Source organism: Patescibacteria group bacterium (assembly GCA_034520665.1).
Classification (GTDB): Bacteria; Patescibacteriota; Patescibacteriia; order JAXHNJ01; family JAXHNJ01; genus JAXHNJ01.
Genome location: JAXHNJ010000002.1, coordinates 20,976 through 42,795 on the forward strand (window position 1 = coordinate 20,976; position 21,820 = coordinate 42,795).

The window sequence follows — 21,820 nt, forward strand, 5'->3', positions numbered from 1 at the left end:
CTTGCCAAGCATAGACTGAAAGACAGGGCTTGCAACTCAGATTATGTCAGCAAAAATTCGCGCGCAAAAGTAGCTAAATACTACCAGAGAGCATGTTGAGTTTTTCAACAAGCATCCTGAGAGGTTACTGCAGGCTCTATTTGGCAAGCGATAGAAGACTTTTGTCTAACGACTTTGCTGTGTTTTCTATCGACACGATCAGAGGCAAAAGCAACAGTATATTGAGGAGGCGAAAACCGAGGTAACGAATGTGATGAAAATTAAAAAAATAATGTACACGAAACGCGATTTAATAGCTGTCAAGCGCGCTATTCTCGATTGAGCAAAAGGCAAGCGAGTGGTGGTGGTGCCAATTAACGGCGATAAGCTTACTTACGCTCAGGCTAATATGAATGAACTTTTAAAGCTACAAGACGACATAAAACAGTATTTGAATCGCGCTGATAATAAGAGCGAATGGATATTATCTTTTTGAGCAAGTGACGAAGGTACTTTAATTTGCCCCTTGTTGAAAACAACCAGTCAGCCAGTCGGGTATTGTTTTTGCTAAGAGCCTAGAAAAGCTAAATTTAACGCTAATTATTGTCGCGGCTAGCATAGGTGCGGGTTTTGATATGTTTCTAGGTTGTGTTGTTGGAGGGGTTAATTTACTTTGTTATATTTGTGTGTGTTGTTGGCGGCATAAACAAGAAGACCGCCACTTCCGATATTAAAAGTGAGCAAAGTCCAGCTGTCTATATTCCTGATAAGAAAGAATATCGAAGACACGAATGTTTTAGAGCGAGGAAAGAGTCGAGCGGCTCTTTCAAGCCTTTTCGGTAGGCAATGCAAGAAGATATGTCATCTGAGCTAAAAATTGTATTGCTGGGTATTTTAAATATTAATGATTCTCATTTGCCATTTACTGGGTATCATCATCTAGATTTTTGCTATTAGATAAAGTATTTATGTTTGAGGGGATGGCGTGGGAGATGCAAAAATTGGCCACGAAGATTTGGAAAATGTTTTATGTGAAATAACTGGTTTGGGAAAGTGCCGGTCTAGACGACTACACTCAACGAAAGAATCAGTGATAATAATGTTTTGTTAGATAGAGATTATCTCCTCTGCGGAAAAGCAACAAAGGCTGTGGCAAGTATTATGCCAGGCTGGATGTATGAAAAACTCATTAAATCCTGACATCAGAAACAGTTCTCAACCAAATTTAGATGTTATGCTAACTATCGGGATTTTTGTGTGGGCTGGCGGATTGCATTTATACAATAGAGTGGTTAGAAGAGAGATTGAACACAATGCAGTACTGCTTGAACAACATTATAATAATTTAGAAAATCACCTCATTCGGCTGATGCAAACAGAAATACCACTACCAGAATCTGGCGAAGAACTAACACGGGCTTGAAAAAGCTTCCATGCATCTGGGAAAGAAGAGCTACTGCTACGAGCTATCCATTAGTAGTTCTGCATAGAGCAATTCGACAAAAAGAACAGGTAATAATAAATCATAGGGCTGAAAACCATTATTCACCATGAATAAGTTCTCCCTCAGTGTGCATAGCTAATATTTCTTATTATATTTTCTATACGGAAATAATACTGAAGCTACTACTAACTCGTGTTTTAAATCTTTAAATAACCTATTCAAACCTTCCCCTAAAGCCCACTGACGACGCTGCCTCACAAAAGGGGCGGTTTAGTCGTTGGCAGGTGGCAAAGCGGCGGCCCACATTGCGGCAACATCTGGTTCATTGGCCACATTGCGTCATCGCTCGCGAGAAGTGCTGCGCAATAACGCCTATGCCAACAGTGCGATTGAATCGTTTGTGGCTAACGCTGATTTCGGCACGGGGATCGTGCCGCGTCTGGCAATTAAGCGATGCACAGACCAGAGAGAAAATACAAAACCTTTCGGGCGAGATGGGTTGATGAATGTGATTGATTTACTGGATTAACGAGACTTTTACGGTTTGCAAACATTGGCTTGCCGTAGTGTGATGGAGTCTGGCGAGGTGCTGGTTCAACTTGTGCCTGCGCAAATTAAAGCATGCGGCGCTATTCCGTTGCAGTTACAGATTATAGAGGCAGATCGCCTGCTTGAAGAAGACAAAGTTCTCTCAAATGGACATCAGATTCGTAATGGGTGTGGAGTTTGACAAACGTGGTAAACGCGTTGCTTATCACTTGTTGAAACAGCATCCTGGCGAAGGCGATAGCATGAGCCAAGAGGCAGTTCGCGTTCCAGTGGACAACGTGATTCATCTATTTAGAACGTTGCGCCCTGGGCAAGTGCGGGGCGTACTCCTGGCTTGCACCTGTTTTAAGCTTATTGCACCAATCTGAGGAGTACAGAAGATGCCAGAGCTGACTCGCAAAAAGCTTGCCGCACATGTTGTGTGGTGCGATGGAACGTCTGGTCAGGAGATGACTTTACGGAACCAAGTATCGGGTCTGATGCAGGGCGAAACTGACGATAATGTGGCGCTGCGCAACTTGAATCCTGTGGCTGGTTATTCAATTGCTTGATGGAGAAAACCCCTGAGCTAACCCAACCAGCGGATGTTGGGCCACGTCATGAGGCTTGGATCAAGCAACAGTTACGTGGCATGGCTGCGGGTATTGGTGTTACGTACGAACAGTTATCAGGCGATCTGCGTGGGGTTAATTATTCCAGTATTCGTGCTGGGCTTTTAGAGTTCCGTCGTAAAGTCGAAAGCCTGCAATATCATCATTATTCACCAGCTCTGTCGTCCTATTGCGCTCAAGCGGATGGATTATGCTGTTGCCAGTGGTGCACTCGCCATTCCAGATTATAAGGCCAACAAGCAGGCTGATCAAACTATTCATTGGCAGCCGCCCAAATGGGATTGGTAGATCCAGTCAAAGATTGCATGGCCGATGTGATGGCAGTGCGCGCGGGGTTTGAGTCGCGTGGTGATGTCGTTGCCCGTCGAGGCGAGGATGTTGAAACGCTGGATAACACTATCGCAGAAGACAAAGCGAGGAGCGAAGCATTTAACTTAATCTTTGACTCGGATGCATCACACACCGACCAAAAGGGAAGCATACAGACTTTAACTGAACGTATGACACAACATTTAATTAACGAGGAGGAATAGATGCAAGAACAACTTCATCTTTAACGATAACATAGGGTCCAATGGCATTACTGCCAAACAGCTTATTCATGACCTGGAGTCACTTGATAAAGCTGATAACATCACTGTTCGCATCATAGTCCGGGCGGTTGTGTATTTGATGGCTTGGCTATATATAATGCCTTGAATCGACATAAAGCGAAGATTGATGTTTATATAGATGGCATCGCACTTCTATGAAGATGATTGCCATGGCGGGTGATAATATCTACATGGCTGAAAATGCTTTAATGATGATTCATAACCCGTTTACAAGTGTTCAGGCGATGCAAAAGAACTTCGCAAATCAGCGGATACTTTGGATAAAACAACGGATTCACTGGTTAAGGCTTATGTGCTAGCCAGCAATCAACCTGAGGAAAAAATTCAAAACTGGGATGAATGATGAAACCTGGTTTATGCACAAGAAGCGTTACATGTAGTTTATTCATCACATTACGCCAAGTAACAAAATGGTAGCGCAGTTTGATGTTAGTGGGTTTAAAAATGTGCCTAAACAGATAGAAAAACTATCACATGACGGCACTCAACAAGAGAGGGAGCGTTGTCAAGCCATTGTGGCATTATGCGAACAGGTCAATATGGTAGATGCAGCAGCTAGGTTTATGTAAGCTTGGGCTTAATATTAGCCAAGCAAGAGAAAGACGATTCGATGTTGGCCAAGACACAAAATCTATCCATAATCATCATCATTTTATGAATGAGTCATCGAGTCCATTAATTGATGATGCAAAAAAACGAAACATAGGAGATGCGAAATGAATGAATTACGTGAAGAAAAATACATCGGTGATGTATTGCACTGGGAAGAAGATGCCTATTTTAGCCGCTAAGTGGTAGAGATAAACCAGGAGGGTTTACCTATTGGTAGTTTGCTTGGACAAGTAACAGAAACGGGTCAGTGGGTTCCGCTCAAGCTTAATGGCGCAAATGATGGCAGCGAGCAAGCCAGAGCTATCGTGATTGCTGCAACAAAAAAAGAGAGCAAATATCTTATTATTGCTCGTCATGCCATTGCCAAAGAAACCGGTATTGTTTGGCCGCAAACCAAGTCAGAAACGATTGAAGTCATTAAGCAACAACTAGAAGCCCGTGGCATTCTAGTTCGTCTGTAAACAGGAGAGTAGTATGCAAAACCCATTCAACAATCCAGCCTTTGAAACAGCAACATTAACAAAAGCCATTAACCTGCTGCCTAACAGTTATGGTCGATTACGAGAATTAAACTTGTTCCCTGAGAAGGGTGTCCGTGATAGAACGATTGTTGCTGAATTCAAACAAGGACAGCTCAATTTGTTACCCACAAAGCCTGTGGGGTCAGATGGAACCAAATATATTAATGCAAAGCGACATGTGCGTTCGTTTCACATTCCTCATATTCCATTTGATGGTGAAATATTGCCAGATGAATATCAGAGTATCCGTGCGTTTGGTAGTGGTCTGAGCTAAGCCAGCTCGCACAGCTTATGAATGACAAACGGCAAACCATGCGCAACAAACATGCGATCACATTAGAATATCAGCGGATGGGTGCATTAAAGGGCCAAGTTACCGACGCAGATGGCAGTCTTATCTACGACTGGTTTGATGAATTTGACATGAAGCAAAAATCTTTCAATTTTAAATTTATTTAAGACAGACGTTAAAAAACTTTGTCTTGATATTAAGCGTCATATCGAAGACAACTAAAGGGGAATACCATGACTTACGTGCATGTGCTTACCTCAAGCGAATTTTTTGATACGCTTACTGGTCATGCGCAGGTTAAAGAAGCTTATGAACGCTGGCAATCAGGCGCCATGTTACGTGATGACATGCGCAATCATTTTACCTTTGCAGGTATCACCTTTGAGGAATATCGTGCCTGTGTGAGTGATAGCAACGCGATCAAGCATTGATCCAGCCTGGCGAGGCCTCATGCTTTCCCTATGGGTACACAAAACACTTTTCAAACTGTCGCGCCCGTGACTTTCTGGAAACAGCAAATACCTTGGGTCAGGTAATATATGCCAAGCAAGAAGTCAAAAGTAGCTTTCAACGGCGTGCGCATTCATACACAATCCAACCCGCTGTCAATTTGTTATCGGCCTGGGGTGTTGGTTAAGCTGGCAGGCGGATAAATTGATAAGACTTAGGTGTTAAGGGTTGGTGCAGGTCCTAGGCTGCCCAAGAAAGGGCTTGGTGTTGCTCATTAAAGATGTAATCTGTCCGGCAGTACGAACGGCTTCAGCGTCGTGCATAGTCTAAGGCATAACATATGGCATCTAAGAAACTTGTTGACTGCCTAGTGAGCCAGGCTGGCCAGATATATTTTTCAATAAGAATCTATACCGATCAACGGCGGTAGAGTTTTGGTCGGTCGCCATTGGTTTAGCTATAACATAACAATCAAGTTTTGTCGCCAATATAAGTTTCCCGCTTCAGATCAGTATGCGTCATTTCTCTGAACTGTGGGATTATCCAGTTAAGCACTGCGTCAAACGGTAAGCACAGAAATGAATTTTTATTTTGAGGGACTAGATGAACCAGCTTAAGGGCTGGGCCTGCTGGAGCGTCAGCTTTGAGCATACCCATAGTCGGGATGTTGTTATTATATTGCCAGATATGTAATCAACCAAATCACGTCCAGCACGATTGTTGCTGAATGCACATGTGCTGGCTTTGAGGTCCACATCGTTGTGCGAAAAAGTGGCGAGCGTATTATTTTCCCATTTGCAGATTGTCGTTCATTGCTGGGATTGAAGCCACCAAAGATTAAAATAACATCTGAAAGCTTGCAACATAATCAGCATAGCCATGGTTGGCCATATATTCAACAATATTATCGCGAAGGTTCATTACAGGGATTGATCCAGGAAGGACTACAGTGCTGTCTATATGGGCAAATACTCATTTAAAACAAAAGAGACATTAATTCAAGGCAGAATTCTGTTTATATGCAGGATAAGCATGAACCCAACTTCATTTCCTGCAATGCACAAACTAAATAGCCTGCCTTGAGGAGCAGAATATCTTTTTGCTGTGTCGTGATATTTTCTCTTACTACCCTCTGGGTAGTGGGGTTTTGTCCTGGTGATTGGCTTCCTTGTCTCTGTATCAAGGCAACAATAACGAAACTATGCTTTTTGCGGCCATCGCAATAGCCAGTCATAGCTGCATCTTAGTGGCTTTATAGCTTGTAATTTGGACCTTTGGTGGGAAATTTCTTTCAAAATTCAATTATGGAGCACTTTACGGGAAATGCCTCTGAATGGTCAATTTATATTGGCTTAACTGGCTTGTTTTTTCTTTTGTTCTCTTTCTTTATTAGAAAGAAATATAAAAATTTAAAGTTTTGGCTTTTTGTTTTTCTTTTCTTTTTTATTATATCTTTAGGTCCCTTCCTCCATGTCCTTGGTACAATTAAGCCAAAAATTCCTCTGCCCTATTTATTTATTTACCATTATATTCCTTTTTTCAAAAACATAAGATCTGTCGGCCGAGCCTTTATTTACGCTTCGCTGTCAATTTCTATAATCAGCGCCTTTGGTTTTTCTTATATTTTTCAAAAACTTAAAAACAAGCAAACATTACTAAAAATTTGTTTTCTAATATTTTTTTCGATTATTATTATTGATTTTTGGGCCGTACCTAATACCACTTCCGTTGAGATTCCCGAGATCTACCATCAGATGGCCAAAGATAAATCAGATTATAAAATTCTTCTGCCAACTATAGATATAAGCCATGGCGTTGGCTCTATGTCAAAATATTATAAAACTCTGCACGGAAAAGATTATGTGGCCGGCTTTCACTTTGCCCGAGAAAATCCAGAACTTTTCAAAAAAGCCAACCGAACACCAGTAGTCAATAATCTAATTTATGCCTTGCCGTACGGTCGTCCTACCAATAGTTTTATAGAACAAGACATACCTCTTATCAGTAATAAAACACTTAATGAAAATAATATTAAATATATTATTCTCAATAAACAATTTATCGGCAAAGATATTACACTTGATAATTGGGTAAAAATAAGAAATTTTATTGAAGATAATATTAAGGTAAAAAAAGTTATAAATGATAATCATGGTCTGGCTTATAAAGTTTTGCCCTCAAAAAATAATGACATAGTAATTCTACAAAAAAATAACGGTTGGACTGATACTAGACTACTTAATACCGGCGAATTTGTGGCTGATGCTTCAGAAAACAATCCAAGCTTATTAATCAATAATTATAGTGCAAATAATAAAAATATAGCACTTACTTTAAATATTCGTTCCAGTCAACCAAATCGCAAAATCTCATTAAAACTAAATAATAATGAGATTAAAAATTTTGACCTAAGTCAAAAAAGATCAATTATAAAAACTTTAATTGAAAATATTAAACCAGGTGAAAATAGACTTGATTTTATATTAAAAGACAGCTTAGGCCAAAAAATTGAAATCTCAGAACATGACACTTTCACTCTAAGCTTAAACTATAAAGAATCTAAAAACTTTTCTTACCCCCAATACTACGATGATCTAGCCCGTATAATTTCAGATAATAATGTTATCCAAACTCCGCTTATTATTTATGATTCTAAAAATAATAATATTAGTAAAAATAATATTCTCAGATTAAATACACTTGAACAAGATGAGGCCTGTTCTTGTTTAAAAATAGATGATTATAGTAATTTTGATTCTTTAAAAGAAACTATCGCCACCAAAGACATTAATTATCAAAGAATAAATAGTCAGTTATGTTTAAAAAAATATAATATTAAATATATTATCATTAATAAGGAATTTTTAAGTGCAAACGAATACAGTAATATGATCAGTTATATTGCCTATTCTATACCTTATAAAGAATTAATACATAACGATAATAAACTGCAAATCTATCAAATTCTTGAGCCAGATAGTAAAAATAAAACCTGGATCTCCAACTTTGAAAAAAATAATATAAATGAATGGGATAATTTCTATGGCTCTTTTAATGATATTACTATCACTAAAGACTCACACACAGGTAAACACTCGGCGCAAATAAACTTTCAACCAGGACAAAATTTCAATGGCTTAATTAAGCTATTCAATACCCCAAAAATAGAAGCCTCTGTTGAAGGTTGGATAAAAGTCAAAAATTGGTCCGAAGGATTTGTTAGTATCTATTTTGATTTTATTAAAAACAAAGATCACTTCTACAAGCCTAAGTTAATAGTAAACGACAGCTTTTATTTACCATACCATTATACCGGACATTTATACCATAATAATGAAAAAATTAATTTTCCGCATAATTTGCCAAATGAAAAATGGATAAAAATGAAATTAGAGATAAAAAACAGCCACCTGTATGTATATCAGGATGAAAAAGAAATATTAAAAATAAATAATTATGTTCATTCCCCGCTTTATGGTTTTCGACTGGGTGTGGGAGGATGCTGCCCGGAATCTAATATTCAAATGCTAATTGATGACTTTAAAATAACCTATTAAAAAATGAATAAAAATATGTATTTTTATTTTTTATCTATTTTCATTATTAAGTAAGAAACTAAAATTATTAATAACCCCAATAAAGCAGAAATTAAAAAACTTAAATTGCCAAGATCTCTGGTTTTATAATAAATTACTAATACTGAAATTAAAGTAATAATAATCACTGAAATATATTCTAAGATAATAGATTTTCGTGTTTTTTTAATTTCATTATCTTCAATAATCTTCTTATTTGAATCATTAAAACCAATAGCTAAGATACCGAAAACTATAACCAATAAAAGATGATAATTTAAATTATAAAATTTGGTTACAAAACCATCCGATAATAATTCAATTAAATAGTAAAGTAAATAAAAAATTAGAGAATTAACAAAAGCTACATAAATCAATTTTTTTATAAATAATCTTTTTATTATTTTATTATCTTCCTCTAAATTCATGTTCTTAAATTAAAATATCTTTTTAATTAGTGTTTTTAACCTATTAATTACTGAATTAATATTTAAGGGCTGGCCTTCTAATTTCATTTTGATATAATCTATCTTTACTTGAGCATTATGACTATAAAGACCCGGCATTCTTAAATTAAAATAAATTTTATCATCATATTTCATTAGATTATCCAAATTATAATTCTCTGAAATAATAATATCCCCAAAAGTATCTTTTGGTTGGTATTTTGCTAATACATAATTTATTTCTTCCAAATTATTTTCAATGTCTTCGGTGGTATAATAAATATCTACTTGCGGCAAATAATCAAATTCTTCAAAAATAAAATCTTTGCCGGTTATATAAATATCTGCCTTGGCTAGAGAAAAAATGCTATTTTCGGTTAAATCTTCAAAATAGTATTCTTCATTGGCATTCTTTAGCCTTAGGTTTTGATTATTATTTAAGTTTTTATTTAAATTTATTTTTTGATCTAAAGCATCTTCATGAATAGCTACAAAATTTATCCTCTCTGAATTAGTTTTTATATTTAATTCCTTAAATTCATTATCAGCAAAATACTCCGGACCATCAGCCAAAAAAATTTTACTATTAAAATAAAAATATTTTTGAAATGTTTTTAAATTGCCAAATAAAATATCTTCATTGGCATCTATCTCAAGCCGATACAGACCGGTTTCAAGATTAGATTTATTAATCTCAAATTTTTGAATAGGCCCGTTTTCATTAGTAGCCTTGTCTTCTCCGTCATCTTTTATGGTCTGGGTATAAACCAGTTGATCCCCTAAATACATTCTAAAATTTAAGATATCACCATTGAATTTACGGTTTAAATCAATTTTGTCAAAAGATAAACTGAATTTTTCGTTATCAATATAAGTATAGAGAGTGTGTGATCCTCTGAAATAGTGCTTTATTGTTCTGACCTTTTTACTTGATTCATAGTTTGGAATATGATAAAAATTTCCTTTTGGTATTCCAATTATACCCACATTTTGATTTTCATCTTTTAAAAAATTATCAACCGATTGATATTGTTTTATTTTATTACTATCAATATTTGGTCTCTGCCATAATTTTAATTCATTTTCAGTGTTATTAATAAAAGGCCAATTCAAGTTGTCTAAAAACTTATTTCTGATTATTGCTCTATATTCCCCTTTTTCCACTCCACCCTGAGCTAAAAGTTCAATATCGGGCTGGGATATGTTATCCAGAAATATCTCCAAACTAACCTGATCAAAATTACGTAATAACTTGGCCGTGAATTTTAAATTATCTGTATTCTGATACCACTTTAATTCATTATCTTCATCTAATAATCCTTTAACACTATCATTGGTATCTAAATTAATAATATTATTCTGGCCAATATCTTCTGGCTGCCAAGTATAGGTAACCGAACCGGTTAAAGCGTAGTTTTTGTTAACTAGCCAAAACAAAATTAAAAAGCCCAAAACCCCCAGGCTGATATTAATAAATTTTAAATAGTAATGGTATTTATTTTTGGTCATTTTTGGTTAACTGGTAGATTTCATTATTTGGATCAATTTTTTCAAAACTTAAACGGTAAACCGATAAATTATTATTTACTTCATCGAGGTTTGAAGCTAAATTGCCGTCTAAATAGATAGGCGCTTTTTCGTATAACTGAGGCAATTTATTTTGAAGAGAAGCAGTTAATCTGGAGCCATTATAGCCAATCACTTGGCGGTCGGGAAAATAAAGCTTATCATTAGCTCCGGCTATTATAATAGCATTTTCCCCCGTATTTTCCAAGACATAATCAAGCTTATTATTACCTTCTTGACTTTTAGTAAATAACATGACCTTAAGACCGTAGTAATCATCCAGAAAAATAATATAAATACTGCTAAAGATAATTAACGATAAAAGTAAAGTGGTAATAATTTTATTAAAACGGTATTTTCGAAAAAACTTGAAAATAAAATAAACGGCCAAAGGCAGACAAAAAACATACAAAGGTAGCCAATAGCGGGCGTAAGATATACCAATTAAGGTGGTGCCCTGGCTGATGAACTCGATGAATCTAAAACTACCGTAATAAATCATCAGCCAAACCGAGACCAATAAAAACCACAATGAATAGCTAAATATATTTTTATTTACCTCTTTCTTTATAAATTTTTTAATAACTATAACTAAGCCAAAAAAAGACAAACCAAACCAGAGAAACATTAAATAAAAAGAATAATCAAAAAAACGTTTCACAAATAAATCCGAGTTAAAACCAAAGGGTAAAAGTATTTTCATAAAATTCTTGGCACTCAAACCGCTTTCACTGCCAGAAGAAGCAGTAATATTTTTGGTATAACTGGTGGTTAAAGCCTGGCCAAAGGTCTGGTTTTGAAAATATAATAAAGGAGTCAATATTACTAAAAAACCAATGGCCGCTAATATCAAATATTTATAATTTAATTTTTTATAATTAAAACCTAAAATTATTACAGCTGATAATAAAATCCAGAAAATCTCTGAGGTGCGAGTGATCAGAGCTAGTCCCAAAAAAATACCAAAAAATAAATAGTTAAGCCAGCTTGAATTTTTAACCATTTTAATAAAAAAGTAAGCCGTGATAATTAAAAAAGCGACAAAGAGACCGTTATGCCAAAACGGCCGCATGGCATAAAAAACATAAACCGGCTGGATAAAAAGTAAGAGACTGGCTATAAAAGCAATTTTCTTGATAAAAATTTCTTTTAAAAACAAATAAAAGAAAAAAACGGCCACTGAGCCGATTAAAGGGCCCAGATAATAAATAATCCAAGAACCAAAAATCTTGCCAAAAAAACCATAGATCAAGGGCAAGCCCAGAAAAGAACCAGGCACTATATAGCCATGATGATAAGAGAAGCTTCTCGGCTTGACTAAACCATTAAACTCTTGATTTAACGGCTCCTGATATTTAAAATTAGTATTTTCTATAAAATGCTTAGTAAAAAAGTGATTAAGGGTTTCGTCGGGCGAGGAGAATTTGTGGACATGATTAAAGGCGAAAAGTGAGTAAAATATAAAGAAAATTACTAATAAAAAAAATAATGCCGTAATAAGTATTTTATGCCCCTTTCTGTAAAATTTAGTTAACATAAGGATATTATATCACTTTTATATTTGTTTACAAAATAACCATTTTCTGTTATATTAGAGATAAATAAATTTATATATTTATGAATAATAATAAAATATATATTATCATACCAGCCTTTAATGAAGCTCAAACCATTGGTAATGTTTTAAATGATTTAAAAGATAAATATTCTAATATTGTAGTAGTTGATGACGCTTCTGATGATAACACGGCAAAAATCGCTAAAAGTATGGGGGTTATTGTTTTAGAACATTTAATCAATCGCGGACAGGGAGCCGCTCTAAAAACCGGCATTAATTACGCTTTAAATAATAAAGCTGATGTTATTGTCACTTTTGACGCTGACGGCCAACATCAAACAGATGATATTGAGAAACTAATAAAGCCTATTATAGAAGATAATTTTGACGTAACCTTGGGCTCTAGATTTCTTAATTCCGATTCTGTAAAAAAAATACCGCCCTTAAAAAAAATTATTTTAAAAACTGGTTTAATTTTTACCAAAGCCTTCTCTCATTTAAAGATTACTGATACCCATAATGGTTTACGGGCTTTTTCTAACCAGGCAGCTCAAAAAATTATAATTAGACAAGATCGTATGGCCCATGCTTCAGAAATATTAGATGAAATATCCAGAAATAATATTAAATATAAAGAAATTCCGGTAACTATTCATTATACAGATTATTCAAAATCAAAAGGTCAAAGCTCTTTAGCTTTTGGCAAAATATTATTCAAATACTTTATTGGTAAATTAATGAAATGATTATAAAAATAATAATTAGTGTTCTAGTCTTATTTTTCATTTCTCGAGTCTATTTAAGATTCCGAGACGGTTCTTTAAGTTTATTAGCATTTATCATTTGGGTTTTACTCTGGTCTGGTATTACTTTTTTTACCTGGTGGCCGAGATTTAGTGATTTTATTGCTAATAAAATAGGTGTTGGTCGCGGGGTTGATGTTTTAGTTTATTTTTCTATTATCTTTCTTTTTTATAGCGTTTTTCGTATATATATCAAACTAGAATTTATTGAACATGAAATCACTTCATTAGTCAGAAATATAGCTTACAAACAAAAAAGAAAAAATAAAAATGAAGATATTAATAATCACTGAGTTTTTTCCCAAATCAGAAAAGGGTGAATTACGGGGAGGTGTAGAAGCTCGGGCTTTTTACATGGCTAAATATTTAGCCGAAAAATATGAAACTCATATTATTTGCTCTAGAGAACCCCATACCTCAGAAGAGGATAATATAAACAATATAAAAATACATCGCTGTGGGCCTATTAGAAATTACACCCAAGGCGGTTCAATAACAAAGCGTCTGAGTTTTATTTATCAGACCATTAAAAAAGCGCGTAATATAAAACCTGACTTAGTTGATGGATATAATTGGATTTGTTATTTGGCGACTTTAAAAATTGCTAAAAAATTAAATATACCATCTATAGCCACTTATCATGATGTTTGGATCGGAGATTGGATCAAAAATATGGGTTTAATTTCCGGAATTTTAGGCAGCATTATGGAAAAATATATTCTTTCAAAAAAATGGTCACTGTTTATCGCTAATAGCAAAGTTACAAAAAATAAATTAATTAAACAAAATATTAAAGCAGATAAAATAAGCGTGGTCTATAATGGTGTGGATTTTAAAAAATTCAATAATATTAATACTCAAAAAGATGTAGAGCCAACAATTTGCTATATTGGTCGTTTAGTAAAATACAAAAAAGTGGATATATTAATTAAAGCTCTAAAAAAAATAAAAAATAATTTGCCACAAATAAAACTAAAAATAATCGGCAGCGGCCCGGAAATAAATAAAATAAAGACTTTAGCTAAAAATTTAGATTTGGAAAATAATATCACATTTCTTGGATTTATTAAAAATCATGAAAAAGTCATCGCTCATTTGAAAAAATCTCATGTTTTTTGTCTTCCCTCTATTGTCGAGGGTTTTGGTATGGTAGCTGTGGAAGCTATGGCTGCTGGCATCCCTTATGTATGCACTAATATTCCCCCAATTAGAGAGGCCACTAAAAACGGAAAAGGTGGTTTACTTTTTGAAAAAAATAATATAAATGATTTAAAAAATAAACTGCTTAAAATTTTACTTGATAATCAGCTCTACCAGTCTTTAGCAAATGAAGGACCTGTTTACACTAAAAGATATGATTGGTCTAAGATAGGACAAGAATTAGAAAAAACTTATTATAATTTAGTATGAAAATAGCTTTACTGACAGCTACATTTTCTAAATTTAGCGGTATTGACCGCGTAGTTGAAATGCAGGCTAAAAAATTAGCCTCGCAAGGACATAAAGTATTAATTTTAACTCTGGAGTCTGATTTAAAATTAATAAAAGATAGTATAAAAATTATTAATTTGAAAATGCCAAAAAATATTTTTTGGCAAAGAATTTATCGTCTTTTATTTTTTTTAGATTTTAAAAAAATAAATAAAGCGGCTGAATTAGTTAGAGATTACGATAAAATATACAGCCATCAATATCCGATGAATTTAATCGCTTTAAAAGCAAAAAATAAATTTGGTGCTAAATATATCTATTATAACCATGGCCTGGCTCCAGCTGAAACATTTAATAATTTATTTGAAAAAATATACATTATAATTTTTAGATTTCTAACCAATATAACCGCCAAAAAAGCGGACCAGGCTATATCAATTAGTAAATATTTATCTAAAATACTTAAAAAGGAAACCGGACTTGAAAGCGATATAATCTATGATACTATTGATAAGAAAAAATTTAATGAAAATTTATCGGGCCATAAAATTAGAAACAAATATAATTTAAATAGTAATCCAATAATTCTATATGTCGGACGTATTTCACCCCATAAAGGTATTCATCTTTTAATCAAAGCTTTTAATAAAGTTTTAAAAAAAGTTCCTAAGGCTCACCTACTCATCGTTGGTAAAGAAACATTTTCTGGCTACAGTAATAAATTAAAATCTTTATCAAAGAAAAATGTTCATTTTACTGGTTACGTGTCTGATTCTGACTTGCCTTTGTATTACGCAGCCGCTGATATTTATGCTTCAGCCAGTTTATGGGAAGGGTTTAACTTACCCCTTCTAGAAGCACAAACTTGCGGCCTACCAGTTATTGTCTTTGATATAGGGCCTCATTCTGAAGTTATTGATAAAAATGGTATTCTTGTTGATAAAAAAAATATACCAGCGTTTGCCAAAGCCTTAGAAATAGGAATAAAAAAATAATATTATAAAAGAAAAGATGTTTATTAGTAAAAAAAATTTATTAAAGATAAGTATTTATATTATTATTTTCGCATTAATTTCTATTTTTTATTTTTCTTTAATTCCAAAATTTAATGGATTTCCCACTGGTACTGATGCCGCTGCTCATATTACCTGGGCTCGTTCCATAGCTGACGGTTCTTATCCTCCAAATTATTTATGGAAAGGAGAAAATCCTAGTCCCTACCCTTTGCCAGAAATAATTTTTGCCTTTATACATAAAACTACTAATTATCCACTGATAAAGTTATTTCCTATTATTGTTGTTATATTTATTTTAATTAATATATTTATTGCTTCATTAATTGCTAAAAATATATTTGGTTATTTTTCTGGTATAGTCACTCTAATCCTAGGAGCTGGTTTTCCCTTTTTATCTGATCATTTAACTGTTGGCACAATGCCAGAAATTTTTGGTATGATTGTATTCTTATTAATGATATATTGTTTTGTATTAAAAAAATATTATTATATCCCTTTATTATTCATTATCGGACTATTTTCTCATCCCTTTGTCGGTCTTATTTCGACGGCTATTTTTGTCTCTATTTTACCATTTTCTTTATTATCAAATAAATTTAGAATTTATATTAATAAGAAAAAGAAGTTTATTTTTTTTATTATTTTATCTATTATTTTATTAGCAGTTTTATTTTTAATATTTAGAGAATCTCTTATAAGAATGCGGTTATTTAATATGCTCCTTGCTGATACATTAATTATCAGTGGAGGAAAGAGTTACTTACCAATTGAATTAATTAATAAAATAAAAATTTTACCAATTTTCTATATATTTTCATTATTAGGTATTATAGCTTTATTATTTAAAAAAAATTCCATTAATAAAAAAATTGTTATATTTTTTATCCCAGTTATTTTATTGCTTTGTTTCAATCATCTTTTATATATTAATATAGAACCCTATCGTTTTATTCCCTATTTAGAAATCATGATTTCTATTTTTGCCAGTGGTGGTATTTTATTTTTAATTAATAAACTAAGTTTTTTTTTCAAAAGAAGAAAAATCTATTTACTTTTTATTTTTCTTACCCTCTTATTCCCATTACTCTTAGTTATTGAAAATCATAACCGCATACAAAAAATTATTAACTGGTACTCAAATCCAGAAAGTATGGCAAAACTCCCCCAAGAAGATTTAAAAGTCATGCAATGGATTAACAAAGAAAATATAATAAGTAATAAAGATTATATTTGCAGTCTTTATAAATGGGGCTATTGGATTCCGGCTATAGCTCAAAAAAAAGTTATCTTTGGTGGTTATGAAAAAGTAAGTAAAGATACTGCCGAAGGATGTAATCAACTATACTTAAAAACAAATAAAGAAGAAATACAAAAAATTGCTAAAAAAGAAAATCTAAAATATATTTATTTTTCTTCCCACCAAACAACAAATCCAGAAATAATAAAAAACTTTGAGCTTCTCTATCAAGAAGGGAAAGCTGCTATTTATAAATTATATTGATATGAAATTATTTATAAACTTCATTATAATAATTATTTTTTTATTCTGCTTTTCCCGTAAAAAAGATGTTTTTATAATAGTAGCTTCAATAATAATGACTTTTTTTCTTATTTTTAGGCTTAATTTTGCTCAAATTTTCCAATATTTAATAAATTCTGGCCTAAGTACTGTTATTTCTTTAATCCTAGGCATATTTATTTTAAGCCTTATAACTTTAATAAACTTTATTTTGTTAAAAAAAATAAAAAAATTATTTATTTAGACATTATCTCCTGATAATATTTATAAGTTTTATCAGCTATTTTTGACCAAATAAATTTTCCATTTATTTTTTTAGTACCACCTTTTATTTTGCTTATTAATTTTTTATTATTGTAGAGCTGAAATATTTTTTCTCTTAAATCTTTTTCAGAATTATATAAAAGCATATTTTCTTTATCCCTAAAAATTTCATTTTCTGGTCCTTTTTTTGTTATCACTGGAAGGTTATGAGCCAGTGCTGTCAAAAGACTACCTCTTCTCAAGGTCGCTCCTTCCTTATAGGGTAAAACACAAATGTTAAGAACGCTTAGTATTTTCGATACCTCTCTGGCTGATAGATAGCCAGTTATTTTTATACTATTTTCTAAATTGTTATTTTCAATATACTTCAGTAATTTACAATGATAATTATTGTTTCTATTTAATTCTCCAATTATTATTAATTTAAAAATTTTATTTTTTGCATTATTCATAAAATTAAATAGTTCTTCTAAACCCTTACTTGAATCAACAAACCCAAAATATCCCAGAAGAAATTTATATCCCTTTAATAATTCTAATTTTTTTTCTTGTAATTTATTTTTTTCAAAATTAACTTTTTCAATATTTGAACCGATGTGAATTATCTTATTAGGCTTATTATTTTTATTTACAAGTAAGGCATTTTTTTCATTTTGAGATGTAAAAATAAGATAATCAGAAAATAATACCAATAATCTAATCCAAGGTTTTGCATACCAAGGTGACTGTGAATACTCATGTATTGTAGTCATAATTTTCTTATTTTTAAAATACCCTTTTAAAATAGCCGGTAAGATAAACTGAAACAAATTTTTCCCGTATTTTTTAGAAGGATGCTGAAAATGAATAATATCAGGATTATTTTTTTTTATTATGGCCTTGATTTTATTAAAGGAAAAAATGTTCCATTTTTTAATTATAGGGTAAATTTTAAGATCATCAGGAGTTTTTTTATTAATATATGAATTATTTCCTGTAATAACAGAAATTTTTATATTTGGATAATTTTTAAGGCTTAAAAGTAATTTCCATGTATAATCGGCAATGCCACACTTCGTTGGAGGCAGATTGCCTACAATTAAACATATCTTTAAATTATTATTCATATATTTTGTTTCCCCATTTTATTTTGGAAAAAATCTTTTTGGGCTTTTACTAAGACTTTTATTTTTTCTTTGGCTTTGAATTTATATTTAAAAATCCAAAAAATAATATAAAGAATAGATTTCAGAAAATAGTAAATATAAAATACTAAAAAATGTAAAGGATTAAAAAATTTACTAGCAAAAAATAAATTATTACGCCAATAATAATAAATTAATACTGGAGAATTTTTAACCATAGTACTAGAAACTTTGTGCCAAACTTTAGACTTAGGAGTAAATAAAATCCGAAAATTATCTTTTGTGGCCCGCCAGCAAAAATCACTTTCTTCAAAAGTTAGAAAATACTTTTCGTCTAAAAATCCAATTCTATTAAAAACATCTTTTTTTATCATCATACTACAACCAGAGGCTCTTTCTATTCCGTAAATTTTTTTGTATTTTTTAGCATCTTCTTCGTTCAATCCTATATGACGACTTTCTCCATTAAATTTATTAAAATTTGCCCCGGCATACCAAATTTTATCTTTTTCACTATAATAATATATTTTTGAAGTTGTAATACCAATTTTTTTATCACTGAATGGCTTCAATAAACCCCTAATATAATTTTGACCGACTACTGTATCATTATTTAATAATACAACATAATCGGCATTATTTTTTAAAGCATTTTTTATTCCCAAATTGTATCCACCAGCAAAGCCTAAATTATTTTTACTATATATAATTTTATATTTATAGCTAAAATGTTTATACAAAATATTATATTCGTTATTCTTAGAGTTATTATCAATAACTATAACTTTATAGTTTTCATATTTAATCCTTTTCAAAGATTGTAAACATTCTTTAGTATCAGAAAGTCCATTATAATTTACTATTATTATGTATATTAAAGGTTGCATTAATTTTTTTTATTAAATATTTTAAACTTTAATTTATTGAATAAATTCCAATTTTTATGTTTATAACTAATATTTTTTAAAGTAGCTCTTTGTTTTTTATAATTTCTCATCCAAGCATCAACTCTTTTTTCAAACAAATTTCCGGCATATCTCGGATATCTTTTGGAAAAAGGATGAATTTCATTATATATCCTTTTTTTAAAATCCTTCAATTTAATCATATAACACTGGTCGGAAAAATACCCTTCGGAAAGAAAATAATTGTCTTTTTCTTCTATTGACTCATTTTTAACTTCATTAAACTTCCCATCCCAGCAAGGATTAACGACTGATACGTTATCATTTTTAGTAAAAATTAATTTCCCTTCATCAATCCAATTATATTTTTTTTCCAAAATTGAATCTCCAGAAAAATGAACCAAGTAATCGGTTTTTGCGTAAAATATTTCAAAAAGTTCACAGATACTGTAAAGATATCCATCCTTATTTTTTTCAAAAAAACTTTTTCTCGAAATATTAAAAAAATCTAAAATATTATCTTCGTATTCTTCAACAAAAAAATATCTATCTATTACCCCATTTCTTTTTTGTTTTAGGGCTGCCTCTTCTACTTTTTTTTTATTTTTTATATTATTTATAACTAATATTTTTTCATCAAAATTATAATTATTTCTTTTAATCATTTTATCTAAAAAACCCGCCTCTAGAATTACAGACCAATCATTTTCCCAGCATTTGGTGGAAAAAGTAACAGAACTTTTTATTTTTTCTTCAGCTTCCATAGTTTTCGATAAGTTAAAAATTTGTATCTAAACATTAAACAACTTAATTTAAAGCCATACCATCCATCTAAAAATCCCTTTCCCAAAATAAAACGCCAAACAAATTCTTTTATTGGAAAATATATTAACTGCCAAATATAAAATTTTTTACCACTCGAATATAATTTCTTTGCCTCTATATTTGTATAGCGTCCAGTTTTTTCTTTAAAATGATCAACATCCCTATAATTGTAATGAATAACGGCATTTTTTTCTTTTGCTGGTAAATAATATTTACGCCCTTCTGAGTTTTCAAAATTATGAATATTATCCGTATACTGCATAAATTTTTTTTTAAAAAACCTTGGATGGTAATCAGGCCACCACTGAGTGTGTTTGATCCATTTACCAAAAATAATATTTTTCCAGGGCAAGTAAACTACATCCGCTTTATCTTTTTCTGAAATATTTTTCAGAACACTAACTAATTGAGAAGGTAATCTTTCATCCGCATCCAGAACAAGCACCCAATCACCTTTAGCTTTAGAAAGTCCAAATTGTCGGGCCGGATCAGCATAATTCATTTTTTTATGAAAAAAAATTTTATCTGTATAATTACGAGATATATTAGCGGTTTTATCTTGGCTATACATATCAATAATAATAATTTCGTCGCACCATTTTAGTGTATCTAAACAGGCAGCGATATTTTTTTCTTCATTATAGGTATGAACAATACCTGATATTTTTATATGTCTCATAATTTAATTTAAGTTATTAAGTATCTTTGAAGCCCTATTTTTATAGGTATGTTTTTTTATTACAATTTTTCTAGCTTCATTAATCTTAGCCTTTCGAGATTTACTATTTTTAAGATAATATTTTACTAAATTTTTCAAATCTTCTAAATTTTCATAGCAAACTATCTCATTATTAGGAAACATTTCCTTTATTGCTTTTTTTTCTTCCGCTAATTGGAATCCACCAGCACTGGCAATTTCAAAAGTTCTTTGAGCAGTCGAGAGTCTATTTTGACCATGATGAATATTAATAATAATTTTTGATGCATTATATATCATATTGGTTTCCTTGGAACTAGTAATTTTATTTTGAAATGAATTCTTTAGATTTGGGTATTTATCTATTATTTTTTTCCATCCAGGATCACCATATATTTTTAAATTATAATTACTGAGAGAATTAAGAATTTTGCCTCTTAATATTCCATTTTTATCGGCATTATAAGAATGGCCAACAAAAGCTATATCTGAACGAAAAAAATTATCAATTTTATTCTTTAATAATGGATGATAAATTTCCTCATCAGTGGCATTGGGAATATAAGTTATTTTTCTAGCTCCTTTGTCAGTTAATAAATCAACATGACTGGGTTCAGTAATAAAAATATTATCATAATAAATAATCTTTTCCTTTAATTCTATAAAACGTCTTGGATCATCACCAATCCAATTAGCTAAAATAATTTCATTTTCTTTTAAAATTTGTAGGGTATTGGCTTCTATTTGCAGACCATTAAAAATTATTATTACTTGAGGTTTAAACTCCTTAGTTTTTCTAATTAATCTATTATTTATTTTTCTTTTATAAAATTGCTTCAATCTTTCAGAAATTATAGGAATATTAGCATCTCTTAAACTAAAAAATTTTTCATATAATGACTTATTTGGATAATTATAATACATAACTTCTACTCTGTGCCCCAAATTTCGAAATGCCTTAGCATAGAAAAATTCTACATTTCCGTACCATTTTGTACCAACAATTAATATCTTCATAT

Annotated in this window: 20 protein-coding genes and 1 pseudogene; 13 read left to right on the plus strand and 8 right to left on the minus strand. The window is 31.6% G+C overall.

Annotation, left to right across the window (positions count from 1 at the left end):
- The first annotated feature begins 1,156 nt into the window (after positions 1 to 1,156).
- From U5L76_02430 to U5L76_02465, 8 genes and pseudogenes are all read left to right on the plus strand, one after another.
- Positions 1,157 to 1,402 (plus strand): hypothetical protein, encoded by a 246-nt coding sequence (locus U5L76_02430; GenBank protein MDZ7798454.1) that lies wholly within the window; start codon positions 1,157 to 1,159, stop codon positions 1,400 to 1,402.
- A 298-nt stretch (positions 1,403 to 1,700) separates the two neighbouring features.
- Positions 1,701 to 1,952: a hypothetical protein gene (locus U5L76_02435; protein ID MDZ7798455.1), complete on the plus strand. Its 252-nt coding sequence runs from the start codon at positions 1,701 to 1,703 to the stop codon at positions 1,950 to 1,952.
- Positions 1,953 to 2,843: 891 nt separating this feature from the next.
- On the plus strand, positions 2,844 to 3,116 hold the full coding sequence (locus tag U5L76_02440; protein ID MDZ7798456.1) for a hypothetical protein: 273 nt from the start codon (positions 2,844 to 2,846) through the stop codon (positions 3,114 to 3,116).
- A 144-nt stretch (positions 3,117 to 3,260) separates the two neighbouring features.
- Positions 3,261 to 3,335 (plus strand): hypothetical protein, encoded by a 75-nt coding sequence (locus tag U5L76_02445; protein MDZ7798457.1) that lies wholly within the window; start codon positions 3,261 to 3,263, stop codon positions 3,333 to 3,335.
- 653 nt (positions 3,336 to 3,988) lie between these two features.
- Positions 3,989 to 4,270 carry a head decoration protein gene (locus U5L76_02450; GenBank protein ID MDZ7798458.1) on the plus strand — a complete coding sequence of 94 codons (282 nt, stop codon included), beginning with the start codon at positions 3,989 to 3,991 and terminating at the stop codon, positions 4,268 to 4,270.
- Between the two features lie 13 nt (positions 4,271 to 4,283).
- On the plus strand, positions 4,284 to 4,604 hold the full coding sequence (locus tag U5L76_02455) for a major capsid protein (GenBank protein MDZ7798459.1): 321 nt from the start codon (positions 4,284 to 4,286) through the stop codon (positions 4,602 to 4,604).
- A 38-nt stretch (positions 4,605 to 4,642) separates the two neighbouring features.
- Positions 4,643 to 5,053, plus strand: a pseudogene (locus U5L76_02460) (major capsid protein).
- Positions 5,054 to 6,376: 1,323 nt separating this feature from the next.
- Complete coding sequence (locus tag U5L76_02465) at positions 6,377 to 8,629, plus strand: hypothetical protein (protein ID MDZ7798460.1); 2,253 nt, start codon at positions 6,377 to 6,379, stop codon at positions 8,627 to 8,629.
- Positions 8,630 to 8,652: 23 nt separating this feature from the next.
- Here U5L76_02465 and U5L76_02470 read toward each other — a convergent pair whose 3' ends face one another.
- From U5L76_02470 to U5L76_02480, 3 genes are read right to left on the minus strand one after another with little or no spacing between them, the layout of a single operon-like run.
- On the minus strand, positions 8,653 to 9,075 hold the full coding sequence (locus U5L76_02470) for a hypothetical protein (GenBank protein ID MDZ7798461.1): 423 nt from the start codon (positions 9,073 to 9,075) through the stop codon (positions 8,653 to 8,655).
- A 9-nt stretch (positions 9,076 to 9,084) separates the two neighbouring features.
- Positions 9,085 to 10,602: a hypothetical protein gene (locus tag U5L76_02475; GenBank protein ID MDZ7798462.1), complete on the minus strand. Its 1,518-nt coding sequence runs from the start codon at positions 10,600 to 10,602 to the stop codon at positions 9,085 to 9,087.
- Entirely contained in the window at positions 10,589 to 12,196 is a 1,608-nt protein-coding gene (locus U5L76_02480) for a glycosyltransferase family 39 protein (GenBank protein ID MDZ7798463.1), read from the minus strand. The genes U5L76_02475 and U5L76_02480 overlap by 14 nt, the downstream gene beginning before the upstream one ends.
- 80 nt (positions 12,197 to 12,276) lie before the next feature.
- On the opposite strand from U5L76_02480, the gene U5L76_02485 reads away from it, so the two are divergent.
- The 5 genes from U5L76_02485 to U5L76_02505 are packed head-to-tail and all read left to right on the plus strand — an operon-like array spanning position 12,277 to position 16,968.
- Complete coding sequence (locus tag U5L76_02485) at positions 12,277 to 12,963, plus strand: glycosyltransferase family 2 protein (protein ID MDZ7798464.1); 687 nt, start codon at positions 12,277 to 12,279, stop codon at positions 12,961 to 12,963.
- Entirely contained in the window at positions 12,960 to 13,313 is a 354-nt protein-coding gene (locus U5L76_02490; protein ID MDZ7798465.1) for a DUF2304 family protein, read from the plus strand. The genes U5L76_02485 and U5L76_02490 overlap by 4 nt, the downstream gene beginning before the upstream one ends.
- Positions 13,291 to 14,430 carry a glycosyltransferase family 4 protein gene (locus U5L76_02495; protein ID MDZ7798466.1) on the plus strand — a complete coding sequence of 380 codons (1,140 nt, stop codon included), beginning with the start codon at positions 13,291 to 13,293 and terminating at the stop codon, positions 14,428 to 14,430. Before U5L76_02490 ends, U5L76_02495 begins: the two co-directional genes overlap by 23 nt.
- Entirely contained in the window at positions 14,427 to 15,446 is a 1,020-nt protein-coding gene (locus U5L76_02500; protein ID MDZ7798467.1) for a glycosyltransferase family 4 protein, read from the plus strand. The genes U5L76_02495 and U5L76_02500 overlap by 4 nt, the downstream gene beginning before the upstream one ends.
- A 16-nt stretch (positions 15,447 to 15,462) precedes the next feature.
- On the plus strand, positions 15,463 to 16,968 hold the full coding sequence (locus tag U5L76_02505) for a hypothetical protein (GenBank protein MDZ7798468.1): 1,506 nt from the start codon (positions 15,463 to 15,465) through the stop codon (positions 16,966 to 16,968).
- A 254-nt stretch (positions 16,969 to 17,222) separates the two neighbouring features.
- On the opposite strand, the gene U5L76_02510 is transcribed toward U5L76_02505, so the two are convergent.
- From U5L76_02510 to U5L76_02530, 5 genes are read right to left on the minus strand one after another with little or no spacing between them, the layout of a single operon-like run.
- Positions 17,223 to 18,356 carry a glycosyltransferase gene (locus tag U5L76_02510; GenBank protein ID MDZ7798469.1) on the minus strand — a complete coding sequence of 378 codons (1,134 nt, stop codon included), beginning with the start codon at positions 18,354 to 18,356 and terminating at the stop codon, positions 17,223 to 17,225.
- Positions 18,353 to 19,261, minus strand: coding sequence for a glycosyltransferase family 2 protein (locus tag U5L76_02515; GenBank protein MDZ7798470.1), 909 nt, complete (start codon positions 19,259 to 19,261; stop codon positions 18,353 to 18,355). The genes U5L76_02510 and U5L76_02515 overlap by 4 nt, the downstream gene beginning before the upstream one ends.
- On the minus strand, positions 19,261 to 20,043 hold the full coding sequence (locus U5L76_02520) for a hypothetical protein (GenBank protein ID MDZ7798471.1): 783 nt from the start codon (positions 20,041 to 20,043) through the stop codon (positions 19,261 to 19,263). The genes U5L76_02515 and U5L76_02520 overlap by 1 nt, the downstream gene beginning before the upstream one ends.
- Entirely contained in the window at positions 20,022 to 20,783 is a 762-nt protein-coding gene (locus U5L76_02525; GenBank protein MDZ7798472.1) for a glycosyltransferase family 2 protein, read from the minus strand. The genes U5L76_02520 and U5L76_02525 overlap by 22 nt, the downstream gene beginning before the upstream one ends.
- A gap of 3 nt (positions 20,784 to 20,786) precedes the next feature.
- Positions 20,787 to 21,818 (minus strand): glycosyltransferase, encoded by a 1,032-nt coding sequence (locus U5L76_02530; protein ID MDZ7798473.1) that lies wholly within the window; start codon positions 21,816 to 21,818, stop codon positions 20,787 to 20,789.
- Positions 21,819 to 21,820 lie beyond the last annotated feature (2 nt).

Coding starts and splice junctions, on each gene's coding strand:
- U5L76_02480 (MDZ7798463.1), bottom strand. CDS start 12,196: ATGTTAACTAAATTTTACAGAAAGGGGCATAAAATACTTATTACGGCA.
- U5L76_02485 (MDZ7798464.1), top strand. CDS start 12,277: ATGAATAATAATAAAATATATATTATCATACCAGCCTTTAATGAAGCT.
- U5L76_02455 (MDZ7798459.1), top strand. CDS start 4,284: ATGCAAAACCCATTCAACAATCCAGCCTTTGAAACAGCAACATTAACA.
- U5L76_02495 (MDZ7798466.1), top strand. CDS start 13,291: ATGAAGATATTAATAATCACTGAGTTTTTTCCCAAATCAGAAAAGGGT.
- U5L76_02470 (MDZ7798461.1), bottom strand. CDS start 9,075: ATGAATTTAGAGGAAGATAATAAAATAATAAAAAGATTATTTATAAAA.
- U5L76_02505 (MDZ7798468.1), top strand. CDS start 15,463: ATGTTTATTAGTAAAAAAAATTTATTAAAGATAAGTATTTATATTATT.
- U5L76_02520 (MDZ7798471.1), bottom strand. CDS start 20,043: ATGGAAGCTGAAGAAAAAATAAAAAGTTCTGTTACTTTTTCCACCAAA.
- U5L76_02515 (MDZ7798470.1), bottom strand. CDS start 19,261: ATGCAACCTTTAATATACATAATAATAGTAAATTATAATGGACTTTCT.
- U5L76_02475 (MDZ7798462.1), bottom strand. CDS start 10,602: ATGACCAAAAATAAATACCATTACTATTTAAAATTTATTAATATCAGC.
- U5L76_02465 (MDZ7798460.1), top strand. CDS start 6,377: ATGGAGCACTTTACGGGAAATGCCTCTGAATGGTCAATTTATATTGGC.
- U5L76_02430 (MDZ7798454.1), top strand. CDS start 1,157: ATGAAAAACTCATTAAATCCTGACATCAGAAACAGTTCTCAACCAAAT.
- U5L76_02525 (MDZ7798472.1), bottom strand. CDS start 20,783: ATGAGACATATAAAAATATCAGGTATTGTTCATACCTATAATGAAGAA.
- U5L76_02490 (MDZ7798465.1), top strand. CDS start 12,960: ATGATTATAAAAATAATAATTAGTGTTCTAGTCTTATTTTTCATTTCT.
- U5L76_02500 (MDZ7798467.1), top strand. CDS start 14,427: ATGAAAATAGCTTTACTGACAGCTACATTTTCTAAATTTAGCGGTATT.
- U5L76_02510 (MDZ7798469.1), bottom strand. CDS start 18,356: ATGAATAATAATTTAAAGATATGTTTAATTGTAGGCAATCTGCCTCCA.
- U5L76_02530 (MDZ7798473.1), bottom strand. CDS start 21,818: ATGAAGATATTAATTGTTGGTACAAAATGGTACGGAAATGTAGAATTT.